14 protein-coding genes and 2 CRISPR repeat arrays are annotated in these 21,136 nt (G+C 41.0%); all 14 genes read right to left on the bottom strand.

The window, feature by feature from the left end; translation table 11 throughout:
- Positions 1 to 590, bottom strand: a 590-nt coding sequence (locus KQI91_RS10595; protein WP_216392749.1) for a hypothetical protein, incomplete at its 3' end; no start/stop codon positions are given.
- A gap of 397 nt (positions 591 to 987) precedes the next feature.
- Complete coding sequence (locus tag KQI91_RS10590; RefSeq protein WP_216392748.1) at positions 988 to 4,086, bottom strand: leucine-rich repeat protein; 3,099 nt, start codon at positions 4,084 to 4,086, stop codon at positions 988 to 990.
- 299 nt (positions 4,087 to 4,385) lie between these two features.
- Positions 4,386 to 4,679, bottom strand: coding sequence for a hypothetical protein (locus KQI91_RS10585; protein WP_216392747.1), 294 nt, complete (start codon positions 4,677 to 4,679; stop codon positions 4,386 to 4,388).
- Between the two features lie 211 nt (positions 4,680 to 4,890).
- Positions 4,891 to 6,558 (bottom strand): glycoside hydrolase family 13 protein, encoded by a 1,668-nt coding sequence (locus KQI91_RS10580; protein ID WP_216392746.1) that lies wholly within the window; start codon positions 6,556 to 6,558, stop codon positions 4,891 to 4,893.
- Between the two features lie 74 nt (positions 6,559 to 6,632).
- Entirely contained in the window at positions 6,633 to 7,865 is a 1,233-nt protein-coding gene (locus KQI91_RS10575; protein WP_216392745.1) for an MYG1 family protein, read from the bottom strand.
- A gap of 511 nt (positions 7,866 to 8,376) precedes the next feature.
- A CRISPR array of direct repeats spans positions 8,377 to 9,465; the repeat unit is 32 nt; unit sequence ATTTCAATCCACGTTCCCGCGTGGGGAACGAC.
- Positions 9,466 to 9,637: 172 nt separating this feature from the next.
- On the bottom strand, positions 9,638 to 9,928 hold the full coding sequence (gene cas2 / locus KQI91_RS10570) for a CRISPR-associated endonuclease Cas2 (RefSeq protein WP_216392744.1): 291 nt from the start codon (positions 9,926 to 9,928) through the stop codon (positions 9,638 to 9,640).
- Between the two features lie 9 nt (positions 9,929 to 9,937).
- Positions 9,938 to 10,969 carry a type I-C CRISPR-associated endonuclease Cas1c gene (gene cas1c / locus KQI91_RS10565; protein ID WP_216392743.1) on the bottom strand — a complete coding sequence of 344 codons (1,032 nt, stop codon included), beginning with the start codon at positions 10,967 to 10,969 and terminating at the stop codon, positions 9,938 to 9,940.
- Positions 10,966 to 11,631 carry a CRISPR-associated protein Cas4 gene (gene cas4 / locus KQI91_RS10560; RefSeq protein ID WP_216392742.1) on the bottom strand — a complete coding sequence of 222 codons (666 nt, stop codon included), beginning with the start codon at positions 11,629 to 11,631 and terminating at the stop codon, positions 10,966 to 10,968. Before cas4 ends, cas1c begins: the two co-directional genes overlap by 4 nt.
- Entirely contained in the window at positions 11,631 to 12,542 is a 912-nt protein-coding gene (gene cas7c / locus KQI91_RS10555) for a type I-C CRISPR-associated protein Cas7/Csd2 (protein ID WP_216392741.1), read from the bottom strand. Before cas7c ends, cas4 begins: the two co-directional genes overlap by 1 nt.
- Positions 12,543 to 14,273, bottom strand: a complete 1,731-nt coding sequence (gene cas8c / locus KQI91_RS10550; RefSeq protein WP_216392740.1) for a type I-C CRISPR-associated protein Cas8c/Csd1 — start codon at positions 14,271 to 14,273, stop codon at positions 12,543 to 12,545.
- Positions 14,270 to 14,932, bottom strand: a complete 663-nt coding sequence (gene cas5c / locus KQI91_RS10545; RefSeq protein WP_216392739.1) for a type I-C CRISPR-associated protein Cas5c — start codon at positions 14,930 to 14,932, stop codon at positions 14,270 to 14,272. Before cas5c ends, cas8c begins: the two co-directional genes overlap by 4 nt.
- 21 nt (positions 14,933 to 14,953) lie before the next feature.
- The gene (locus tag KQI91_RS10540; RefSeq protein ID WP_216392738.1) at positions 14,954 to 15,394 is read right to left on the bottom strand and encodes a hypothetical protein; all 441 of its coding nucleotides are present in this window, start codon (positions 15,392 to 15,394) and stop codon (positions 14,954 to 14,956) included.
- Positions 15,378 to 15,845 carry a DUF3990 domain-containing protein gene (locus tag KQI91_RS10535; protein WP_216392737.1) on the bottom strand — a complete coding sequence of 156 codons (468 nt, stop codon included), beginning with the start codon at positions 15,843 to 15,845 and terminating at the stop codon, positions 15,378 to 15,380. Before KQI91_RS10535 ends, KQI91_RS10540 begins: the two co-directional genes overlap by 17 nt.
- A 279-nt stretch (positions 15,846 to 16,124) precedes the next feature.
- Positions 16,125 to 18,260, bottom strand: coding sequence for a CRISPR-associated helicase Cas3' (gene cas3 / locus KQI91_RS10530; RefSeq protein WP_216392736.1), 2,136 nt, complete (start codon positions 18,258 to 18,260; stop codon positions 16,125 to 16,127).
- Positions 18,261 to 18,339: 79 nt separating this feature from the next.
- A CRISPR array of direct repeats spans positions 18,340 to 20,746; the repeat unit is 32 nt; unit sequence ATTTCAATCCACGTTCCCGCGTGGGGAATGAC.
- Positions 20,747 to 21,136 lie beyond the last annotated feature (390 nt).

Here is a 21,136-nt window from a genome sequence, read left to right as displayed (position 1 = left end):
AGCCCCATCTTCACCGAAGAGCCGTTCAGTGATGTAGAAAGCACGATCTGTCCGTCTTTATACTCCAGCCTGGTATTCCCGGTGTCCACTGTGCCTGCCGAAAATGTATCTGTTATGACGTTTACGTTTTCAGCAGGAATAAATTCTGTATTCGAAGCATTCAAACGCAATGTTCCCTGCTGATCACCAAGCTCTCCATACGCATCATCCCCGGCACGTGAAACCTGAATGACGGAATCTCCGTCCTGGGCCTCAACTTTTTCTGCCTTATATGCGATCGGGAGGGAATCCTGATATACCACAAAGGTATCTCCCTCCTCGATTTCTACATCGGAATCCTGAATCGTGACCTCCGTTTCTGTTCCATCACCACTGATAGAGACCTCTTCCTCCTTCGGTACCTCGATCACATCCTCCTGGAAATCATACTCCGCATCATCAGCCGCCGCACTTTCCTGCACAGACATGCTCGTCTCTGCTTCTTTCAGCGTTCGTTTTGTATCCTGTCCCTGGCTGCCCGCCAACACGACCGTTGGCAGCATAAAGAGCATGCAGATGAGCAGTACAAGCCCCCATTTTTTCCCTTTCATACACAGTTCCTCCTTTGTGCAAAAAAACATATGAATTTTCGGTGCTATTTAGATTTTAAGCGTAATCTTTTCCACTTGCACATTCACCGATCCTGCTATGTTTCAACATCCATCCTTGTATGTTTTTCACATTTTTCGACACGTTCTGTTTTTATTTTAGTATATTTTTTCTTTCTCCACAATAACTAACCTTTTTTTATTTGACCAATAAAAAAAGACACCTGCCCTTTTATGAGCTGTGTCTTGTATATCCATGTATTTTTATTGTTGCTTCTTCAAACAGTCAAATAATACTGTAGTTGTGTTTGTTGCAATATGTTAGCAACCAGTTTTTAAGCAAGGGCTGCCGAAAATTGGCAGCCCCTGAGATATCGCATTTATTCAGTTCATCTTCTTTTTATCTGACTTTAAAGGAAAGGGAAGCTCTTTTTACCGTTCCGTTACTGTCTTTTACGTCTACATATAAGGTTTTGTTACCAGTTGTGCCTGGAACCCATGTACAAGTCGAAGAGGTTCCAAAATCCCGAATCTTATACCAGTTTCCCTTGGCATCACGAATCAGAAACTTATACGTATACTTTCCGGTTCCTCCACTTGCTTTTGCTCTCAAAATTACCTTTGACTTGCTGACTGCGCTTCCTGACGGAGTTGCACTCAGATTTGCCGTCAATGCCTTGTTCTTCACTTCAAATACGCTTCCGGCTCTTTTTACAGTTCCGCTGCTGTCTTTCACATCTACATACAGGTGTTTCTTTCCAACAATTCCCGTAGTCCAGGTATATGTACTGCTCTTTCCATAATCTCTCAGCATGTACCAGTTTTGATTATTCGCATCACTGATCCAGAATCTATAGGAAAAACTTCCACTTCCTCCACCTGCATTCGCTGTCAGTTTCACCTGACTTCCTTTTACGGAACTTCCTGACGGGCTTATGCTCAGACTTGCTGTCAATGCCTTGTTTTTCACTTCAAATACAATTCCAGCTCTTTTTACAGTCCCGTTTCCATCTTTCACATCTACATAAAAATGTTTCTTTCCAACATTATCTGCAGTCCAGATGTATGCATTGCTCGATCCATAATCACGCAGAACTTTCCAGTTCTGATTATTTGCATCACTGATCCAGAACTTATAGAAAAATCTTCCGGTTCCTCCACTTGCATTCACTGTCAGTTTCACCTGACTTCCCTTTACCGCACTTCCTGATGGACTTGCACCCAGACTTGCCGTTACTGGTTTTCTTACATCAAGAACCATTCCAGCTCTTTTTACAGTCCCGTTTCCATCTTTCACATCTACATAGAAGTTTCTCTTTCCAAGCGTATCTGCTGTCCAGATATACGTATTGCTTTTTCCATAATCACGCAGGACTTTCCAGTTTTGGTTGTTTGCATCACTGATCCAGAACTTATAGACATAGCTGGCGCTTCCTCCGCCTGCACCTGCAGTCAGTTTTACCTGACTTCCGATCAATGCATTTCCTGAAGGATTCGTATTCAGACTTGCTGTCAATGGATTATTTTTTACTTCAAGCACAATTCCGGCTCTTTTTACCGTTCCATTGCTGTCCTTGACATCTACATACAGATGTTTCTTACCTTTGCCCTCCGAAGTCCAGGTATACGTACTACTCTTTCCATAATCGCGCAGAACTTTCCAGTTTTGATTATTTGTATCGCTGATCCAGAACTTATAGACATAATATCCGCTGCCTCCCAATGCCTGAGTCCACAGACGTACCGTATCTCCGGCTGTCACCGAATCTTTATCTTTACCGAAAGTAACTGCGATCGGCTGCGCCGGCATACTGTTTACAAAAGGGATTCCATATTCTTTTGCATAATTTTCTGCAAAAGATCCTGTGGCTCCATAAATCGTCACATTTGGTGAATCACCAAAAATATGTGCCTCTAATACCGTTACACTTTCTGGAATTACTGCTTTTTTCAGATTCTTACAGCCAAGCATTGCCCTGTCAGAAATCTTGGTCACACTACTTGGAAAATAAATCTCGGACAATGCCGAACAGTCCTGAAATGCATAACTTCCTATCATAGTTACTGTGCTCGCAATGTATATGCTGGTAAGTGAAGTACAGTTACAAAAAGCTCCGTATTGTATATCTGTTACTCCTGTCCCTACCACAACTGTCTGCAATGAATTGCAGTTTTCAAAACAACTCTTTGAAACAGCAGATGCATATACCGTTGCACGAACCAGGTTCTCACAATTTCCAAATGTATAAGATCCCATATCTGTAACGGATGACGGAATCGTTACACTGGTAATCCCTGTATTCTCAAACGCAGAAGCACCTATCTCCGTAAGCGTATCTGGCAGCGTCACTGTTGTCAATGCCGCACAGTTTCTGAATGCCCTGCCTTGGATTGTTTTAATTTTTGATGGAATATTCGTTTTCAGACGCTGGCAGTTATCAAACGCATACTCGCCAATCTTTGTTATATTTGCAGGGAGCGTAATCGTTCCCAGCGAACTACAGTTTTGAAAGGCCTCATATCCGATTTCTTCCCTGATTCCATTTTCAAATCTAATCTCTTGTAAATTTTCGCAATCCTTAAAACAGTAATCTCCTACCTGCCAGTCACCTCCCAGGACATTTACCTTTTTTAGACTCTTACAGTCCTGAAATGCACTATTCCCCACAGAAGTAACCGTTTTCGGAATTGTAAGATACTCCAATCCACTACCCGAAAACGCAGATCTGCCAATCTCCAGCAAACCCTTCTGCAATGCTATATCTTTCAATGCTGTACAACCATCAAAAGCAAACGCATCAATCAATGTAACGGTAGCTGGAACTGCAATATATTTCATTGCTGTACATCCCTGGAAAGCATATGCACCAATGGTTTTCAGCCCTTCATCAAGTGTTACCGTTCCAAGTCCGGTACAGTCTGCAAAAGCATATTCTCCAATAGTTTTTACTCCATAAAGTGTAACAGTTCTAAGGCCCGTACAACCTGAAAAAGCACGATAACCAATTTTGGTTACACCACTATGAATCCAGACGGATTGAACACCTGTGCAGTTCGCAAAAGCATAATCTGCAATTTCGGTGACTCCCGCCGGGATTTCTACCTGCCCACCGCTGCCAGTATATTGCTTTAAAACAGTTCCTTCAATGATAAAGGAATTGGCCGTGCCACCTGATGGCATTTCCTCCTCTGTGGTAGATTCGCCATCTGAAAACATATCCATTTCAACTCCATCACCGGTTTGTGCAGTCTCACTCTCTTCTTCCGGATCCTGCACTTCAATCTCAGGCTCTTCTGCAGTATCTGCTTCCTGAGTCGATTCTTCTACATCAGTAGTATCCGATATGTCTCCATCGACATTTATTTCTTCTGCATCAAGATCCAGACTGTCGCTGAATTCCTCAATTTCAGCTGCAAATGTCGTGACACTGCTACCCGTTGTAACCAGGCTGGCACTCACCAGCGTGAGCATCAGGCTTTTCAGTATCTTCTTTCTCATGTTGCATCCTCCTCTTTCATACTCAGATGTCTGTCCAACCCTTAAATCTGCATAAATATAGCATTTTGTTGAGCATTTTTCTGATTTTTCTCGCGCTCAGCCATATATTTTATTATATATTGTTCATGCAACTTTTCAACAAAATTCTTGTTTTTTGCACGTTTTAATCATGGTTGAACATTGCATGACGGATTTGCACAAAAACTAAGGCCGACAATCCATTCTTCGACTGTCAGCCCTGATTTTATATTTTCTTTATCAAAAAGAAGCATTTCCTGTCAAGCTTCTTTTGCAGCTTGTTATTTTTCCATCAACCAGCTTTCCACATTTTCATCGTCTTCTTTAAGAATCTGGGCAATTTTCGCCACAGACATCCCTTTTTGACTGAGCCTTTTTGCAATTTCCTTTGCTTTTTTTCTTTCACCCTCAGCTATTCCCCGTAGCTCACCTCTGGCTTCTCCTTCTTGAATAAGTTTTTCTAGTGCTTCACACATATTGTCGCTTCCTTTCTCAGACTCTTTTAATTCAGATACTCGCTGTGCCAGAACTTCACTGTACATTTCATCTGCATTTTTACAATGAAGGTCATGCATTAACCGTCCTAATGCTGTATTATGTTCTTGTACATCCTTTTCGGTATAGTCTTTTTTGTTCTAAGTCTAACAGACCATTCATACTTCGTCAACGAAACTTTTTATAAAATCGATTTCTTGCAAAAACCAAGGCTGACAATCCATTCTTCGACTGTCAGCCCTGATTTTATTTACCTATATTTACCTTTTCAGATTTCAACAATTTTCTTTCTCATTTATATAATACAAATGCTTCATATGGTTTCAGAACAATTTTTCCTTCGAATGCTTTTCTGGCGAGGTTTGTGATCAGGCATTCTGCACCTTTGAATTCTTCTGGTACTTCTACTTCTGCATCTTTGTCGCTGAAATTGCAGACAGTCAAAAGTTTTTCCTGATCCAGTTTTCTTGTGTAGGCAAAGATCTGGTCATCATTACGGTAAAGAGCCTCAAACTCACCATAAACAATAATGTCTTTTTCTTTACGCAGGCGAATCAGCTTCTGATAGTAATGGAAAATGGAATTCGGATCTTTCAGCTGCTGGTCCGCATTGATTTCTTTGTAGTTCGGATTCACTTTAATCCACGGTTTACCATCTGTAAATCCTGCCTGTGCAGAAGTATCCCACTGCATCGGAGTTCTCGCATTGTCACGGCTTCGAAGCATCAGGCATTTCATCATATATTCCGGTGTCATAATTCCGTTTTCGGTCAGTTCTTTATAAATATTAAGACTTTCGATATCGCGATAGTCTTCCAGTTTATCAAAATAAACATTTGTCATGCCAAGTTCTTCACCCTGATATACGTACGGTGTTCCCTGCATCATATGAAGGCAGGTCGCCAGCATTTTTGCAGAAGTCTCTCTGTATGCCGGATTGTCATTTCCAAAACGGCTGACACTTCTCGGCTGGTCGTGATTTCCAAGAAACAGGCTGTTCCATGCTTTGCCCTTGAGCTCTTCCTGCCATTTGATCATGATACGTTTGAAATCTTTAAAATCAAATTTGGCAGTTGTCCATTTTCCATAATCCCCGCAGGCATCTTCTACATGCTCAAACTGAAATACCATATTCAGTTCATTTCTGCCTTCACCTGCATACTTCTGTGCTTCCTCAATTGTCACGCCGGAAGTCTCTCCAACTGTCATCACATCATATTTGGAAAGGACTTCCTGATTCATTTCCTGAAGGAATTCATGAATTCTCGGACCATGTACACAATATGGATTGAAATCACCATACAATCCGTTATGTACTTCACCATTTGGAAATGCCTGATCTTTGGAAATCATACTGATCACATCCATGCGAAATCCATCAATTCCTTTTTCACACCAGAAATTCATCATATCATAAACTTCCTGACGAACCTTTTCATTTTCCCAGTTGAGATCTGGCTGCTTCTTTGAAAACAGATGCAGATAATACATCTGGGTCTGCGCATCATATTCCCATGCGGAACCGCCAAATACACCGCCCCAGTTATTTGGTTCTTTTCCACCTGCCGGGTCTTTCCAGATATAGTAATCACGATACGGATTGTCTTTGGACTTGCGACTTTCGATGAACCAGTTGTGTTCGTCGGAAGTGTGGTTGACTACGAGATCCATCAGAATCCTGATGCCGCGTTTGTGTGCCTCGGCAAGCAGTTCTTCGTAATCTCCCATTGTTCCGTAATCTTTGTAGATTTTCTGATAATCAGAAATATCGTAGCCGTTGTCATCCTGTGGAGATTCAAGCATAGGAGAAATCCACAGCACATTTACACCAAGTTCTTTCAGGTAATCCAGTTTCTGTATGATTCCTCTGATATCTCCAATCCCATCTCCATTACTGTCGTTAAAACTTTTTGGATAAATTTGATATACGATGCTTTCTTTCCACCATTTTTTCTCCATATTCGTTTTCCCCTTTGTTTCTTCTATATTAATACACTGTATTCCTGCAAAATACATATTCTGAGTTTCTTTTATTATGATCCGGACGGAATTCGTACAATCAGTTTCTGCCCATCTTTTTCTGCCTGCACAAGAACCGGGATATGTTTCTTCCGAAGTGCATGCACGATTGGATAAGCTGCAAAAAGATTTTCTCCGACAAAAACAGCTTCTGGTTTGTATTTCAGGATTTTTCTGACCTGCTCTTTAACCTGGGCTTTCCATTCCTGTTTTTCCATAGTGATTTCAGCATAGGTTCCCTGAATTTCAAGTTCCGGACAGGTTGGGAAATCAAGATGAATAATTTCGGTTGCCTGCAGTTTTGGCAGTTGATGCAAAAGTTCGTCATATTCCGGTGCACCTCCCAGACTTACCAGAATTGGTTTTTCATGAAAATGCTCCATGCTGATTTTACATGCCTGTACTGCATCCGCAAGCTCATCGGTCGTCATGAGGAAACCGCCTTTGTGACAGAATCCTGCTGTTTTCAAACCGGTTATCTCTTTCAGTTCTTCGTGTTCGAGACCAAGCCACTCTGACGGAAAACTGCATTTGTAATTCATGGAGTATTCCTTTTTCTGAGGCTGGATGCAGTAGCCGCCTCTGTTTGATGGAAAAATCACAAAGGCAATCTGTGTTTCGGAAAGGAATTTCTGGCAGGGAACGAACTCCGGAAGAATGAGGATTCTTGCATCATCTCTGTGTTTTTCTCTGTCATGAAATGCCTGCTGATGTCGGGTGTAAATTTCTTCTACTCGTTTGTCAGCACGTTCGTTGCCTCTGTATCGTTCAAATTTGTTTTCCAGGATCATCCCAGCCACACTGACTGCCTGAAAAAAAGCTTCATCGTTACCGCCCTCGGCATCCCAGGTTGGGTTAAAGTTTCCAATCAGTGTTGCAAGCTCATTTTTCTCTCCGGTGTTGTCATTGTTATCCAATGGTTGTACAAAAGATTCATCAAATTTCTGCGCAAGCTCTTCACCGAGAATTTCCGGACCAAGTTCCTCCCACAGAAGACCGAATGCTGCGTATGGAATGCCGTTCTCGCGGATCCTGCTGTCTTTCTGGTGATGGTCGTATTTTCCTCTGCCGATGTCGAAAACAATCCCGTCGAAATCATCTGGCACACAGTTGCCACGTGTGATCGTGATCTCCGGGTTCAAATATAATAACAGTGCAGATGAAAAAACGTCATCTGCGTGAAATTTGCCGCTGTGGGTAAATGCAGTGGCATTTTGAGTGCGGATTTTATTTAGTAACTCGTTCATGTGCGGTGCTCCTTTTAATAAAATGCTATATTTTCTTTTCTAATTCATTTTGTTCTGTATTGTAATCATTAATTGTCCACTATAATTAATCGAGAAGAAAGCCCAAGGAGTTGCAGCTCCAAGGGCTTTCATTCTTTTTGTCCCACATGGACTTACCATTTCTTTTTCTTAATGGCATTATAACATATGCATTGTTGCTTTGCAATGTTCAAAAATGGCTTTTCTTTTTGTTGAAAGGTCGGATGCACCCCAGCCATATAAGAACTTTTGCATAAAAAAATTTTCGCACATTCAATGATAACAGCAGTATATATACTTCATGTATAGCCGCGTGGGAACGACGTAGCACCCGATAAGGGTACACCATCACATTATTATATTTCAATCCACATTCCCGCGGGGGGAACGACCCAGATGTTGTCGGGTGGGTATATACTGTATCGGTATTTCAACCCACGTTCCCACGGGGGAACGACGCGGGGACAAAAAATGAGCAGGCGTTATTCCTTCTATTTCAACCCACGTTCCCGTGTGGGGAACGACTTGATGTGATCGAGGATATCCGGTATGTACATCAATTTCAATCCACGTTCCCGCGTGGGGAACGACCAGCTACCGTAACGCAGATGCAGTCTTATATTAAATTTCAATCCACGTTCCCGCGTGGGGAACGACGAGCGCTCTACTGTTCTTCAAAAACAGTATTTCCATATTTCAATCCACGTTCCCGCGTGGGGAACGACGATGGCACAGTCGATCAACGATACGCCCGCACAATTTCAATCCACGTTCCCGCGTGGGGAACGACGTACCATCCCAGATCTCAGCAAAACGTTCTATCATTTCAATCCACGTTCCCGCGTGGGGAACGACTTCTCCTGTGGCATCGTTCCAGTGATCGGATAAATTTCAATCCACGTTCCCGCGTGGGGAACGACGAGCGCTCTACTGTTCTTCAAAAACAGTATTTCCATATTTCAATCCACGTTCCCGCGTGGGGAACGACCCTTTGTCAGCCCCAATGCACTGATTTTTACATATTTCAATCCACGTTCCCGCGTGGGGAACGACGTTTCCGACAGGAGAGGAATAGCATTTACATTATTTCAATCCACGTTCCCGCGTGGGGAACGACGGGACTGATTTCTAAATGTAGCTCATTTTTTAGATTTCAATCCACGTTCCCGCGTGGGGAACGACGAATTGCTATCTTCGGATTGTTGTTGTGCCCTGCTATTTCAATCCACGTTCCCGCGTGGGGAACGACGAAAAACTTTTTTAAATATTTTCCCCCGTAGGGGATTTCAATCCACGTTCCCGCGTGGGGAACGACGGACGGAACTGGAAAGATCATAAGCAACATTTAAATTTCAATCCACGTTCCCGCGTGGGGAACGACCGGGAAAGCGGCAGCAGTGTTGGAACTTCCGGCAATTTCAATCCACGTTCCCGCGTGGGGAACGACCAGACACCCGGAATTAAAGCTGATCTATCATGTACCATTTCAATCCACGTTCCCGCGTGGGGAACGACAAGAAGATCTTTCGGAAATCCGGTACGTTTGCGAAATTTCAATCCACGTTCCCGCGTGGGGAACGACTGCAAATTTCAACAAGTTTTTACCTATACTTTTGTATAGGTATTACAAATCTGCATTTTACATCACTCCTTCTTTCTGAATTTTTTATCTTATTCATTTCTTTCGTACGCTTTTTTAAGTTTTTTATGGTGCGAGTCTCCCAGGGATTTTCTGTATGCTTTTGGTTCGCACTTTATAAAAGCAGAAACTGATCTGCTGCAATCCCTCGTTCTATTCCGATATGTTCTATCTTTGTCTGATAATTATTTCCCAGATAATAAAAGCGAAGGCTGTCCAAATTCTTATCGATAATATCAGACAATATTGCCTTTAATTCAACACACTGCGCATTATCCACAATACACTCAAAAACAGAATTTTGTACTCTTCTTCCATAATTTGTGCATTGCTTTGCTACCTTACGCAGACGTGTCTTCCCTGCATTCGTTTCTGTATTTACATCATATGTAATCAATACTAACATAACAGTACCTCATTTCCATAAAAATACCGGATAACTGTCCAAGTCGCCTCTCAGATATCTTGCCAGAAGCATCGCCTGCACATACGGAACCATTCCCCATTCCACCTTTTCCTTCAGGAACGGATGTGTAATAGTTTCCTTCTTTTTGTTCTGCCACTCTGTCAATAACCGTTTGCGAAGTTCATCATCCATCAGCACTGCACCATTTTCTTTTCTGGTAAAATTCTTCCCACTCACAATCTTTTTATTTACCAAAGTCAGTACAAAACGATCTGCCAGCACTGCTCGTAATTCCTCTATCATATCCAACGCAAGCGAAACTCTTCCTGGCCTTTCTGTATGAAGATATCCCACATAAGGATCCAAACCTACACATTCTAGAGCGGCGGCGATCGTATTTGTCAGTAAAGTATATACAAAAGATAACATTGCATTCATATTGTCCATTGGAGGTCTTTTACTTCTTCCCTGAAATACAAAATCTTTCTTCTGCTGTAAGATCATTTCGTCAAAAACTCCAAAGTAAACACTGGCCGCCTCTCCTTCAAATCCTCTCAACTGCTTCTTCGATTCACATGCCTGTATCAATTCTAACGCATGTTTTAATTTTCCCGATGCCATTTTTATTTTATCTGCATCAACCTGCATCTCATGATCTCTGACACAGCGTTCCAGAACCCATCTTGCATTATACACCTTTCCAAGAATACAATTTTTTGCAATTTCCAGACTGACTGCCGAATCCATGCAACTTGCATACTGCTGTTCTCGCAAAAGCACATTTCCTCTTGTCTTTCCTGTTACTCTTGCCAGAAATTTTCCCTGCGGCGTCATAAAACAAAGAGAGATATTTCTTTCTGCACAGGCTCCCATCAAAGCAGGACTTACTCCGCGATAACCAAATGAAACAATTCCTTCCAGATTATGTAATGGAAGCCGTCCCTTTTCTTTATTATCTTCAAAAACAACAATATTTTCTCCGTCCAGCCCCAGATAACTATTTTCAGAAGTTACATATAATGTGTTCAAAAGTTTTTTCATGTTTCTTCCTCCTTCAGCATCTGTGCTATATATGACTTCACAGAAACAGGTTTGTTTAATTTCGGCAGACAAAGTTCTTTCAGTGAACAGGAACTGCACATTTTTCCTGTTTTCACCTTTGGAGTATATCCTCTTCTAAAATACTGGTGCATCTCCTCAAACATATCTCTGACTTCATTCCGCAGATCATCCGTAAATTCAACCACTTCTCTACGTCTTGTTTCTCCATAAAAAAGTGCCCCTTCTGATACCGTTGTGGAAAACATTTCTTCCAGACACATTGCCTGTGCTGCAAGCTGCAGTCTGTCCGCATCTGTTGACTTTGCTTTTCCTTTTTTGTACTCTACCGGATAAATCAAATACGTCCCTCTATGACCATAGAGCCGTATCCCATCTTCACATTTATGAAATTCCACAAGGTCACATTCTCCGCTTACTCCCATAGTTCTTGACGAAACCGGCAATGCCCGAACCAGAATCGTATCTTTACGTTTTTCTGTCAGATAGGGATCATGTACTTTTTTGTGCATTAATTCTCCGATCACTGTATGAACATTTTCAGACCACTGCTGTTCTACATGGATCAACGCCCATTGCCTTCTGCAAAATTTAAAATGCTGTATACCTGATATCATCAGATAATCGTCTTCTGTATACTCCATCAGATCATCCTTTTCACTTCTACAGAATCTGGAATCTTATCGTTATGCACTTCAACAATATAATCCTGATATTTTCTTGGATATTCGATTTCTTCCTTTCGTGTTATCTCAACTGCCTCAAATAATTTATATGCCGGACAGTCTCCCAGTTCTTTGCTGTGTTTAAATACGATCAGTTCACGCACTGCCATTTTTCCTCGTGCCGCAGAATGATCATTTTCAAACATGTTTATAATCGCATCCCACAGAAGTTCCAGATCCTCTTCTGTAAAACCAGTCGTTTTTCGTGCCAGATTCGCAGAAATAAATCCTTCCGCACGATACAATGCATACGGAACAATACTTTTTCTTCCCATTTCTGTACTCTTGTTCTCTGCATCTTTTTCTGTTGTAATTGCCACACGGGTAATTGTAACTTCCTGACTGATTACCGGATCAATACTTCTTGCAAATCCAATCTGAACTGGTCCCCGTACCTGTCCACAATTCAGAGAAGCTTTTACAAATGTAGTCATAACAGCTCCAAAGGTTCTAATATCGTAGTAATTCTCACACATGTAATTTCTCAGTTTCAAGTCTACATCCAGATCACTTTTTTTCAATTTTTTTAAGGCTTCCGTAACCTTTTTATCTTCTGTGTCTTTTATTCCAACACTTTCACATGCTGTTCTGTCACTGCGGTTCAACGGTACATCTTCTTTAATATAAATTTTATAGCCCTGTTCATCTTCCTTTACAGTTTCTACGTAATTTCGGATTTTTCTTTTCAGGCAGACATCTGTAACAAGTCCCAGTCCACTTTCCGGATCGATTCGAGGCATATTTCCGGCATCTGGATCTCCGTTTGGATTACCATTTTCCACGTCAAACAAAACTACAAACTCGTATCTGTTCTTAATAACCTCACTCATTTATTTTTCCTCCCGTTTTTCATATTTTTTCTGCATCTGATGGTAATAACCAAGAATAAATTTTCCCTGTTCTTCCAAAGACAAGCGTTTGGGATATATTTCAAGCTTATTCATAATCTCTGTCAGAAGCTTTTCATAATATATCTTTGAGCGTTCTTTTTCCCTTTCCAATTTCTTGATATGGCTGTTTTTTAATTTAATCAGTACTGGAAATACCGATGCCGGTGTAGCACATGCTGAGTTAAAATATCGATCCCGAATTGTAGACTTTATTCCTGGATTTGCATCTATCTGAATAGATTCCAGAACAGAAAATAATCGTCCCAACACATACGCTGTATCTGTACTTTCTTCATTTAATCCCATATATGTAGCCCCCTCCATATTTTTGTAATTTTTTATCATATATGCTTTTATGATTGCAGCTCTTTCCCACGTAACTCTTCCCTGCTCCGACCGTATTCTAATCAACGTATCTGTATACAGACTCGCAGGATATCTGGCATCCTGCAAAATTGCCGAAAGAACCATTGCCGCCATATTCGAAACAGGTCTTTTATCCTTGAAATTAAGATTTGCAGTTGCCTTAAGCATATCATCCACGCCAAGATACTCATAATCAACCCAGCTTGGTCTTATGATTTTCATCCGCTCATAATGCTGTGCCAGATTTTTTATAATATTTCCAAATGAATTCTGATAAAAAAATCTCACTGATAATCTGGCTGCATTAGGTGCAAGGCACAAAATATAAAATTTCTGCGATGGATTTAACTCTATATCATCAACCACAACTGGTCTGTTATTTTTGAGATTCTCAAAAATATTATGAATTTCTTCCTGATTGTCTTTTACTGGATTTAACAGTGCCAATAACACATCCTGATACTCTTGTTTTGCCGCTTCTGCCCAATAGACAATCATTGAATCTCCAATAGAAAATGTATATTTTCTTTGCGCCAAAAGATAATTCAGCGCACTTGTATATGCAAACTCGGCATATTTTCCAACAGGGGCATTATAGCTCTGTTCTTTTCCATAGGATTCAAATGCCGGTGCATTAAAAGAAACCAGTGCTGCGCCGCTCGACTGAGCCCCTGGAACACCTTTTATATTTCTGTGGATTCTCGAGATCTCTGTTCTTTCTCCTGTTACCAGACAGATCCCTCCTGCATCAGACACATTTTCTTTATTGTTGTTATCCCATATCTGTCCAATTTCATCGTCATCCTGTGCATATTTTTCGTTCATACAGAAAATAAGATTCCCGCCATCTGTAATGTCTTCCCATTTTTCCATAACACCTGGATTTTCTTTTGCTTTCTCCGGATTCCATTTACGAAAAAAAGCACAGATAGCCTGAGCCATTTCACCAGAAGCATTCTGTAATAAATTCAAATGTCTTTCTTTCGCTGCTTCAAAACATTCCTGAATTCGTTTTCCAGTACCATCTTTATCAATGCCAAGCAGATATTTTGAATTATCACATAAAAAATTAGATGAAACTCCAGAAGAACGTGTTACCATTGCAGGGACTGTCATGGGCCGTGGAATCCAACTCTGTTTTTTTCCCATTTGTTCTTCTCTTTTGAGCCAGACTATATTTTTTATATCTCCATTCTTAGACAAATTGATTCCATAGGAAACCTTCGCCTGGCACCATCCTTGTCTCGGCAATTTTCCCTGCTTTGCTAAATTTTCATAATACTCCATCAACGCCTGCAGTATCATCGAACCACCTCGCAATTCCGCAAGTCTATCACCCCTTGCTTCATAATTGCTCTGAAAAACATCGGCATGAGATTTTCTTTGTCTGAATAGTCAAAATCATACAGCATAAATCCAAGGTCTTTCTCATCCACATCATCATATGCCGTACAAATTTCTTCTTCCTGACATAATTCAAAATTTGCTGGAAATTCACGACATCCAAAATATGGCATATGGTAACATTCTCCCCTTCTCAGCCTTCTCATGATAATGTCTTTAAACTTTCCCGGATTATCTGTTTCATTCGCTTTTTCAGTCATTTCAAAATGAGCTTCAATAACATACTCCACATCACTCAGCAGTAATGATGCCCTCTGTACAATTTCTTCTTTCGTACTTAAGTACAACGGTTTCTTCCCACCATTATAAGATTCGAGTACTTTGCTTGCTGACACCTTACTTTTTACTTCATTTCTCCGCACACTGGTAAACTTGATTGGTTTTTTTACGTAAATTTTGTCAATAACCCAACGCATACCAGGATGCCAGTAAACAGCTTCCAGAATTCCTCGTGCTGCTGACGGTGTCATTACATCATAGGAACATCGTTCCACTTTCATTTCTGGTCTGGAAAACAAAGCATAACTTCCCCAGACTCTGACCTTTACCCCCATACCCATAAGCAATTCCTCTTTTCTGTGCTATAATATTTCTCCAGCCTTATAGCATGCCGCTATATACTCTCTTGACTGATAATAAAAATCCGTATTGTAATCCGAAATGTGCCGGTCTATCCAGGAATGATAAATTTCCCAAATTCCCTTTTCAATCTCGACATCACCATATATATCCTCGATCAGCCGCTCATATACCTCTCCAATATCCCAATAATCAGGAACTGTATACTTACATGCTGACACATTATCAAAATCGCCCTCTGTAATTCCACATCGTTCAATAAATTCTGTAGCCACTTTTTCTATTGGTTCACAGTGAAATACATCTGCGTATTTATAAATTTGTTGTAGATTTTTCCTGCCAAGATAATCTACAATTTTGGAACGAGGCTGTTTCTCCAGTCTTCCCATATATTCAATCAGACTGCAGGTAAAGAAAAGATTATTATTATTTTTCGCTGCCATATACAACCTCGCTTCCTACAAATTTAAGTGTGTCTAATGCCTGAATTGTATGAAAACTGATCTGATGTGTCGGATATTTGAATTTTACCAGTTCCCAGAAAGCAGCTCTTGAAATTTTGCCATCCAGATAGTTCTGCAGATAGTTGTAGATTGTATCATCTGCCATTGGACCTTCTACGATATCATATGAATGAGATTGTCCGTTTCGACAGGCAATGATAAAATCCAGCCATTCTTCAGTCATTTTTTCAAATTTAAGGATTTTTAATTCCGTGTTTGCTGTATATTCATATTTATTAATATATCCCTTCTCTCCATATCTTGTTGCCCAACGCTCGGCTTGCTTTTCAATGTTTGTGCAATAGAAGCCAAAATAGAAATCTTTGTTGAATCTGGCTCTCCTGATTTCCGGATATTCTACGATTTCTTTACTTCCGTGATATAAAATCATATGGAACTCCTTTTTCTGTAAATTATAATTATATCGATAAATTATCTTTTATATTCATCTAATATCTTAAATATACTATACTTATATAGAATATACAATACTCATCTTCAAATTATTTATATCTAAATTTATTGAATTCTATATAAGTCTATATTATACTTTATATAAGTCAGGAACTATCCTGTGGATTGAAATAATAACTTTAGTTATAATAATCTAAATATGGGGAGCTAAAAGCAGTTAAATACTTTTAGCTCCCCATTCTATCTCAATATATTTTTATACATAGAGGGCCATTCCATAATCAATATCCAGATTTAGTCCTGTCTCCTCGGAATATTGTTCTGAATCGGTCAGCACGTAAAAATCCTGAATATCTTCTGAAACAGGTCGAAGCATACCAGCACCATTATACTTATCAAACTCCTGCTCATAGACATTTACACAGTATTGTGTGGCCCGTCTCATTCCTGATCTTGTAAATCCTTTCAGCTTAAGATCCTGCAATATTTCCTGTGCTTCCTCTTCTCTGTTTATAAAAATTGTCTTCGTATTTTCCTCAATCAACCTGAATTCTTTTCCGACTCTGGCAAAGTTATGTAGTCCACCTTTTAATTCTTCGCAGATTTTCTTTTTATCCAGACTTTCTCCTCGCACATGATAAAGCATTTGGAAATATTTTGTTACAGTTTCTAAATCTTCGATTTTACATTCATCCGCAAGCAGACTCTCAGAAATATCAATCTGCAATTGCTGTCCTGGAACTTTTTCACTTTCCTCAAATTGAAAAATCACAACTTTACTTTCTTCTGCCGTCCGGTCACCCTCGCGGTTACATCTTCCCGCCGCTTGGATCATAGAATCTATTCCTGCGATTTGTCTGTACACCGTATAAAAATCCAAGTCTACACCAGCTTCCACCAAACTGGTTGAAATAAGGATACATTTTTCTTTATTGACCAGACTCTCTTTTACCTGTTTTAATACACGTTTTCGATGTTTTGGATACATACTTGTAGATAAATGAAAAACGCCTTCACCCTTTAGTTCACGGTATATTTTCTGTGCTCTTTTCTTTGTATTCACAATGCACAATGCCTGTTTTTCTTTCAGGAGGAAGCTTTGCAGTGCTTCTTCTGACAGTTTTCCGATGCTTTCAAAATGCACTCTCTTGAAGAATTTAAACTGATCTTCCATTCTTGGACAAAGTTCTGTAATCTGTCTTATATTTTTAAAAAATGGATCTAAGGCTGGCTGTGTTGCCGTGCACAATACTGCTGTTGCCTCGTAATTCACTACCAGTTCTTCTATTGCAGCCAAACATGGTTTCAGATAATCATTCGGCAGCATTTGCGCTTCATCAAATATGATCACGCTGTTTGCCATGTTGTGAAGTTTCCTGCATTTCGATGACTTATTTGCAAACAAAGATTCAAAAAACTGTACATTTGTAGTAACTACTACTGGTTTGTCCCAGTTTTCGGAAGCTAATTGCATCGGTTTCAATTCTTCTGTGCTCTCATAATCCACGTTGTAATGATTCTCCAGCACATTCTGATCTCCCAGTTTTTTGCGAAAAACTTCTGCATTTTGTTCAATAATGCTGGTATATGGAATCACATAAATGATTCGATCCATATTATGTTTTACTGCATGTCTTAATGCAAACGCCAATGATGCAATTGTTTTTCCTCCACCAGTCGGCACAGTCAGGCGGAAAAGTCCCTTTTCTTTTTCTCCGGCTTCCAGACATGCTCTCAAGATTTCTGTCCTTCTGCCATTTACACTTTCAGGTTCTTTATTTTCAAGCCATCCTGCGATATGTTGCTCCAGTTTTTCTAAAAGCTGTGGCATACTTTCTCCCCGTTGCCGTCCGGTATTTCCATTTGTCATAAATTCTTCGGTATCGAGAAAATCTGCATCTACAAGGCAGGAATACAGCATTCGCATAAACATACTTAAAGAAAACTCTGCATTTTTAGTTTTATTTATGTCAATAGGTACTGTCTTTAATTCTGGAATATGAACTTCTTTTTCATATGCTTGAAAATCTTCTATTTTTTTCTTTCTTCTCCCTTTTAGAGTTGGGAAATTTCCTGCATCGCTGTCTCCACCATCATCCGGTAAACCAGCATGATGACCTGCAATACAGTATTCCAGAAATGGATACATTCCTCCCAGCTCCAGACAAACTCTCGCTCCTGCTGTAGCATGATCTACTTTTATCTTCTCGCCCCGAACCCGTCGTTGAAACTTCTCGCTGTATTTTCCCAGATCATGCATCATTCCACAGCAATATCCCCATTCACCTTTACCAAAGGCTTCCGCAAAACCTCTTGCTTTTTCAGCTGTTCCGGTTAGGTGGTCTAATAATAGTTGTTCTCTTTCTTTCTCTCGATGTGCTAGATATTTCATACGTTTTTCTCCTACTTTAATTCACGTTCCCATGTAAGGAACGACTGACTATGCCATTCGATGAATGTGTTGTAATGATATTTCAATCCACGTTCCCACGTGGGGAACGACCACTGTATCTGCAAGACCAGCACTTACTCCAAGATTTCAATCCACGTTCCCGCGTGGGGAATGACGTCATTGGCTTTTTTGCCTGGGGCAACTTCAACGATTTCAATCCACGTTCCCGCGTGGGGAATGACGTCATTGGCTTTTTTGCCTGGGGCAACTTCAACGATTTCAATCCACGTTCCCGCGTGGGGAATGACAGTGATTGCCTGGCTTTGTATAAGCCATTTATATATTTCAATCCACGTTCCCGCGTGGGGAATGACAGGTAAAAGCTTTCAGCGTTTCCAGGACCAGTCTTATTTCAATCCACGTTCCCGCGTGGGGAATGACGATCCAGGAGACGGAAGCAGCCTGTCCTTGCGGAATTTCAATCCACGTTCCCGCGTGGGGAATGACAGTCAAGGCCGGTCAGGGTTGTAAGGTCAAATGGAATTTCAATCCACGTTCCCGCGTGGGGAATGACGTTAGGGTTCATGGATGATCTACACGAAGAATTTATTTCAATCCACGTTCCCGCGTGGGGAATGACATACCAGAGGATTAACAGCTAAAGACAACGAGGATTTCAATCCACGTTCCCGCGTGGGGAATGACAACTATTTTTCAGATGCCAGAAAGCTCAGAGGTAATTTCAATCCACGTTCCCGCGTGGGGAATGACTTGCACGATAGTATTTCTCATACTCTGTTTTATTATTTCAATCCACGTTCCCGCGTGGGGAATGACAACCATGAAAAATATGAGGAGGAAAAGAACATGATTTCAATCCACGTTCCCGCGTGGGGAATGACTTGTTTTTCTGGTAAATGTTACTCCTCCCAGGCTTATTTCAATCCACGTTCCCGCGTGGGGAATGACCTCCAGCCGTTCCTCTGGCTTTACTGAATCATCATTTCAATCCACGTTCCCGCGTGGGGAATGACCATATTTTTTGAGTTTTTTATTATATCTTCCAAATTTCAATCCACGTTCCCGCGTGGGGAATGACCAATGTCGATGGTCTTATCAGCTGCAATCAAAAATATTTCAATCCACGTTCCCGCGTGGGGAATGACCGCCCGCCATCTTAAATAGTGCCAATAATACATCAATTTCAATCCACGTTCCCGCGTGGGGAATGACAAAAAGCCGAGATTCTGCAAATACGATCACAATATTTCAATCCACGTTCCCGCGTGGGGAATGACACAGGAACAACAACTTCAGCATCACAAAAAGCAGATTTCAATCCACGTTCCCGCGTGGGGAATGACCAATAACGGATATCTGGATATCCTGCATATGATCATTTCAATCCACGTTCCCGCGTGGGGAATGACGCCATATAAACAGTTTTTAGGACCCGACACAAATTTCAATCCACGTTCCCGCGTGGGGAATGACCATGATCGAATTAAGGGAAATGATTACGCGAAGAATTTCAATCCACGTTCCCGCGTGGGGAATGACGTCCCGCCGACTGTTTTTCTTACTCCGATAATTGATTTCAATCCACGTTCCCGCGTGGGGAATGACGGCGTAGTGCAAGAAAACATCGACGAGAGTTTGATATTTCAATCCACGTTCCCGCGTGGGGAATGACTGGGATTCGTAATCATCAGGATCACAGAGATGGATTTCAATCCACGTTCCCGCGTGGGGAATGACACTGATCCAGATGATCCTGACAGGCATCATTCAATTTCAATCCACGTTCCCGCGTGGGGAATGACAAAGAGTGGGACATAGATACCACAGACTTATATGAATTTCAATCCACGTTCCCGCGTGGGGAATGACGTTCTTGATGGTCTGCTGGACCTCAGCAGACATGATTTCAATCCACGTTCCCGCGTGGGGAATGACTTCGTGGTCTCCACGCCTCCATCCATAGAGGTCTATTTCAATCCACGTTCCCGCGTGGGGAATGACGGCCCGCGAGGTGTACAAGAGAGCTCTCCTGCATCAATTTCAATCCACGTTCCCGCGTGGGGAATGACCTTCCTGCGAACCGTCTCCTGCATTCTTCTTCAATTTCAATCCACGTTCCCGCGTGGGGAATGACGATCCAGGAGACGGAAGCAGCCTGTCCTTGCGGAATTTCAATCCACGTTCCCGCGTGGGGAATGACAGTCAAGGCCGGTCAGGGTTGTAAGGTCAAATGGAATTTCAATCCACGTTCCCGCGTGGGGAATGACTTGTACGAGGCTTGCAAGAAACTTGCTGAGTATATTTCAATCCACGTTCCCGCGTGGGGAATGACGACCGCCCCCAACATTTACCCAGCATTTTTTCTTTATTTCAATCCACGTTCCCGCGTGGGGAATGACAATGTTTATAAAAGAAGATGATCTTAAATTAAATATTTCAATCCACGTTCCCGCGTGGGGAATGACAGCAAAATCAAACAAATTTAACTCTATATTTTTGTATATATAATACAATTTTTCATTTAATAATTGTTTCTTACATCATTTTTTTACTTTGTCAATTTTATTTATAGAGTTTTTAAGATTTTTTATAGTGCGAACCTTCCAGTGATTTTATGTGCGCTCTCAGTTCGCACTCCAGACAAATTTAACTTTCTAATCCAATCTGAATTTTTTCATTTTGATGGTCAAGTCCTTTTTTGTGTGTAAATTCCCTTTAGGTATAAAAAGTATTACGCCGCAAGCATTTTTTGTTGTTCAATAGCAATCAAGCGTAACTGCTTTTTACAATGCGATAGTGCTGTTTTATCTTTTTTACTTATATTGAGTTTTTGTTCTAGTGAATACCGCTCATGC

This window comes from Blautia sp. MSJ-19 (assembly GCF_018918125.1).
Lineage (GTDB): Bacteria > Bacillota > Clostridia > Lachnospirales > Lachnospiraceae > Blautia_A.
Note: the sequence above shows the minus strand (reverse complement) of the source record. Positions and strands in the feature narration are given on the sequence as shown.

Coding starts and splice junctions, on each gene's coding strand:
- KQI91_RS10535 (WP_216392737.1), bottom strand. CDS start 15,845: ATGATTTTATATCACGGAAGTAAAGAAATCGTAGAATATCCGGAAATC.
- KQI91_RS10580 (WP_216392746.1), bottom strand. CDS start 6,558: ATGGAGAAAAAATGGTGGAAAGAAAGCATCGTATATCAAATTTATCCA.
- KQI91_RS10585 (WP_216392747.1), bottom strand. CDS start 4,679: ATGCATGACCTTCATTGTAAAAATGCAGATGAAATGTACAGTGAAGTT.
- KQI91_RS10575 (WP_216392745.1), bottom strand. CDS start 7,865: ATGAACGAGTTACTAAATAAAATCCGCACTCAAAATGCCACTGCATTT.
- cas8c (WP_216392740.1), bottom strand. CDS start 14,273: ATGATACTGCAGGCGTTGATGGAGTATTATGAAAATTTAGCAAAGCAG.
- cas7c (WP_216392741.1), bottom strand. CDS start 12,542: ATGAGTGAGGTTATTAAGAACAGATACGAGTTTGTAGTTTTGTTTGAC.
- cas2 (WP_216392744.1), bottom strand. CDS start 9,928: ATGTTAGTATTGATTACATATGATGTAAATACAGAAACGAATGCAGGG.
- KQI91_RS10540 (WP_216392738.1), bottom strand. CDS start 15,394: ATGGCAGCGAAAAATAATAATAATCTTTTCTTTACCTGCAGTCTGATT.
- cas3 (WP_216392736.1), bottom strand. CDS start 18,260: ATGAAATATCTAGCACATCGAGAGAAAGAAAGAGAACAACTATTATTA.
- cas5c (WP_216392739.1), bottom strand. CDS start 14,932: ATGGGTATGGGGGTAAAGGTCAGAGTCTGGGGAAGTTATGCTTTGTTT.
- KQI91_RS10590 (WP_216392748.1), bottom strand. CDS start 4,086: ATGAGAAAGAAGATACTGAAAAGCCTGATGCTCACGCTGGTGAGTGCC.
- cas4 (WP_216392742.1), bottom strand. CDS start 11,631: ATGGAGTATACAGAAGACGATTATCTGATGATATCAGGTATACAGCAT.
- cas1c (WP_216392743.1), bottom strand. CDS start 10,969: ATGAAAAAACTTTTGAACACATTATATGTAACTTCTGAAAATAGTTAT.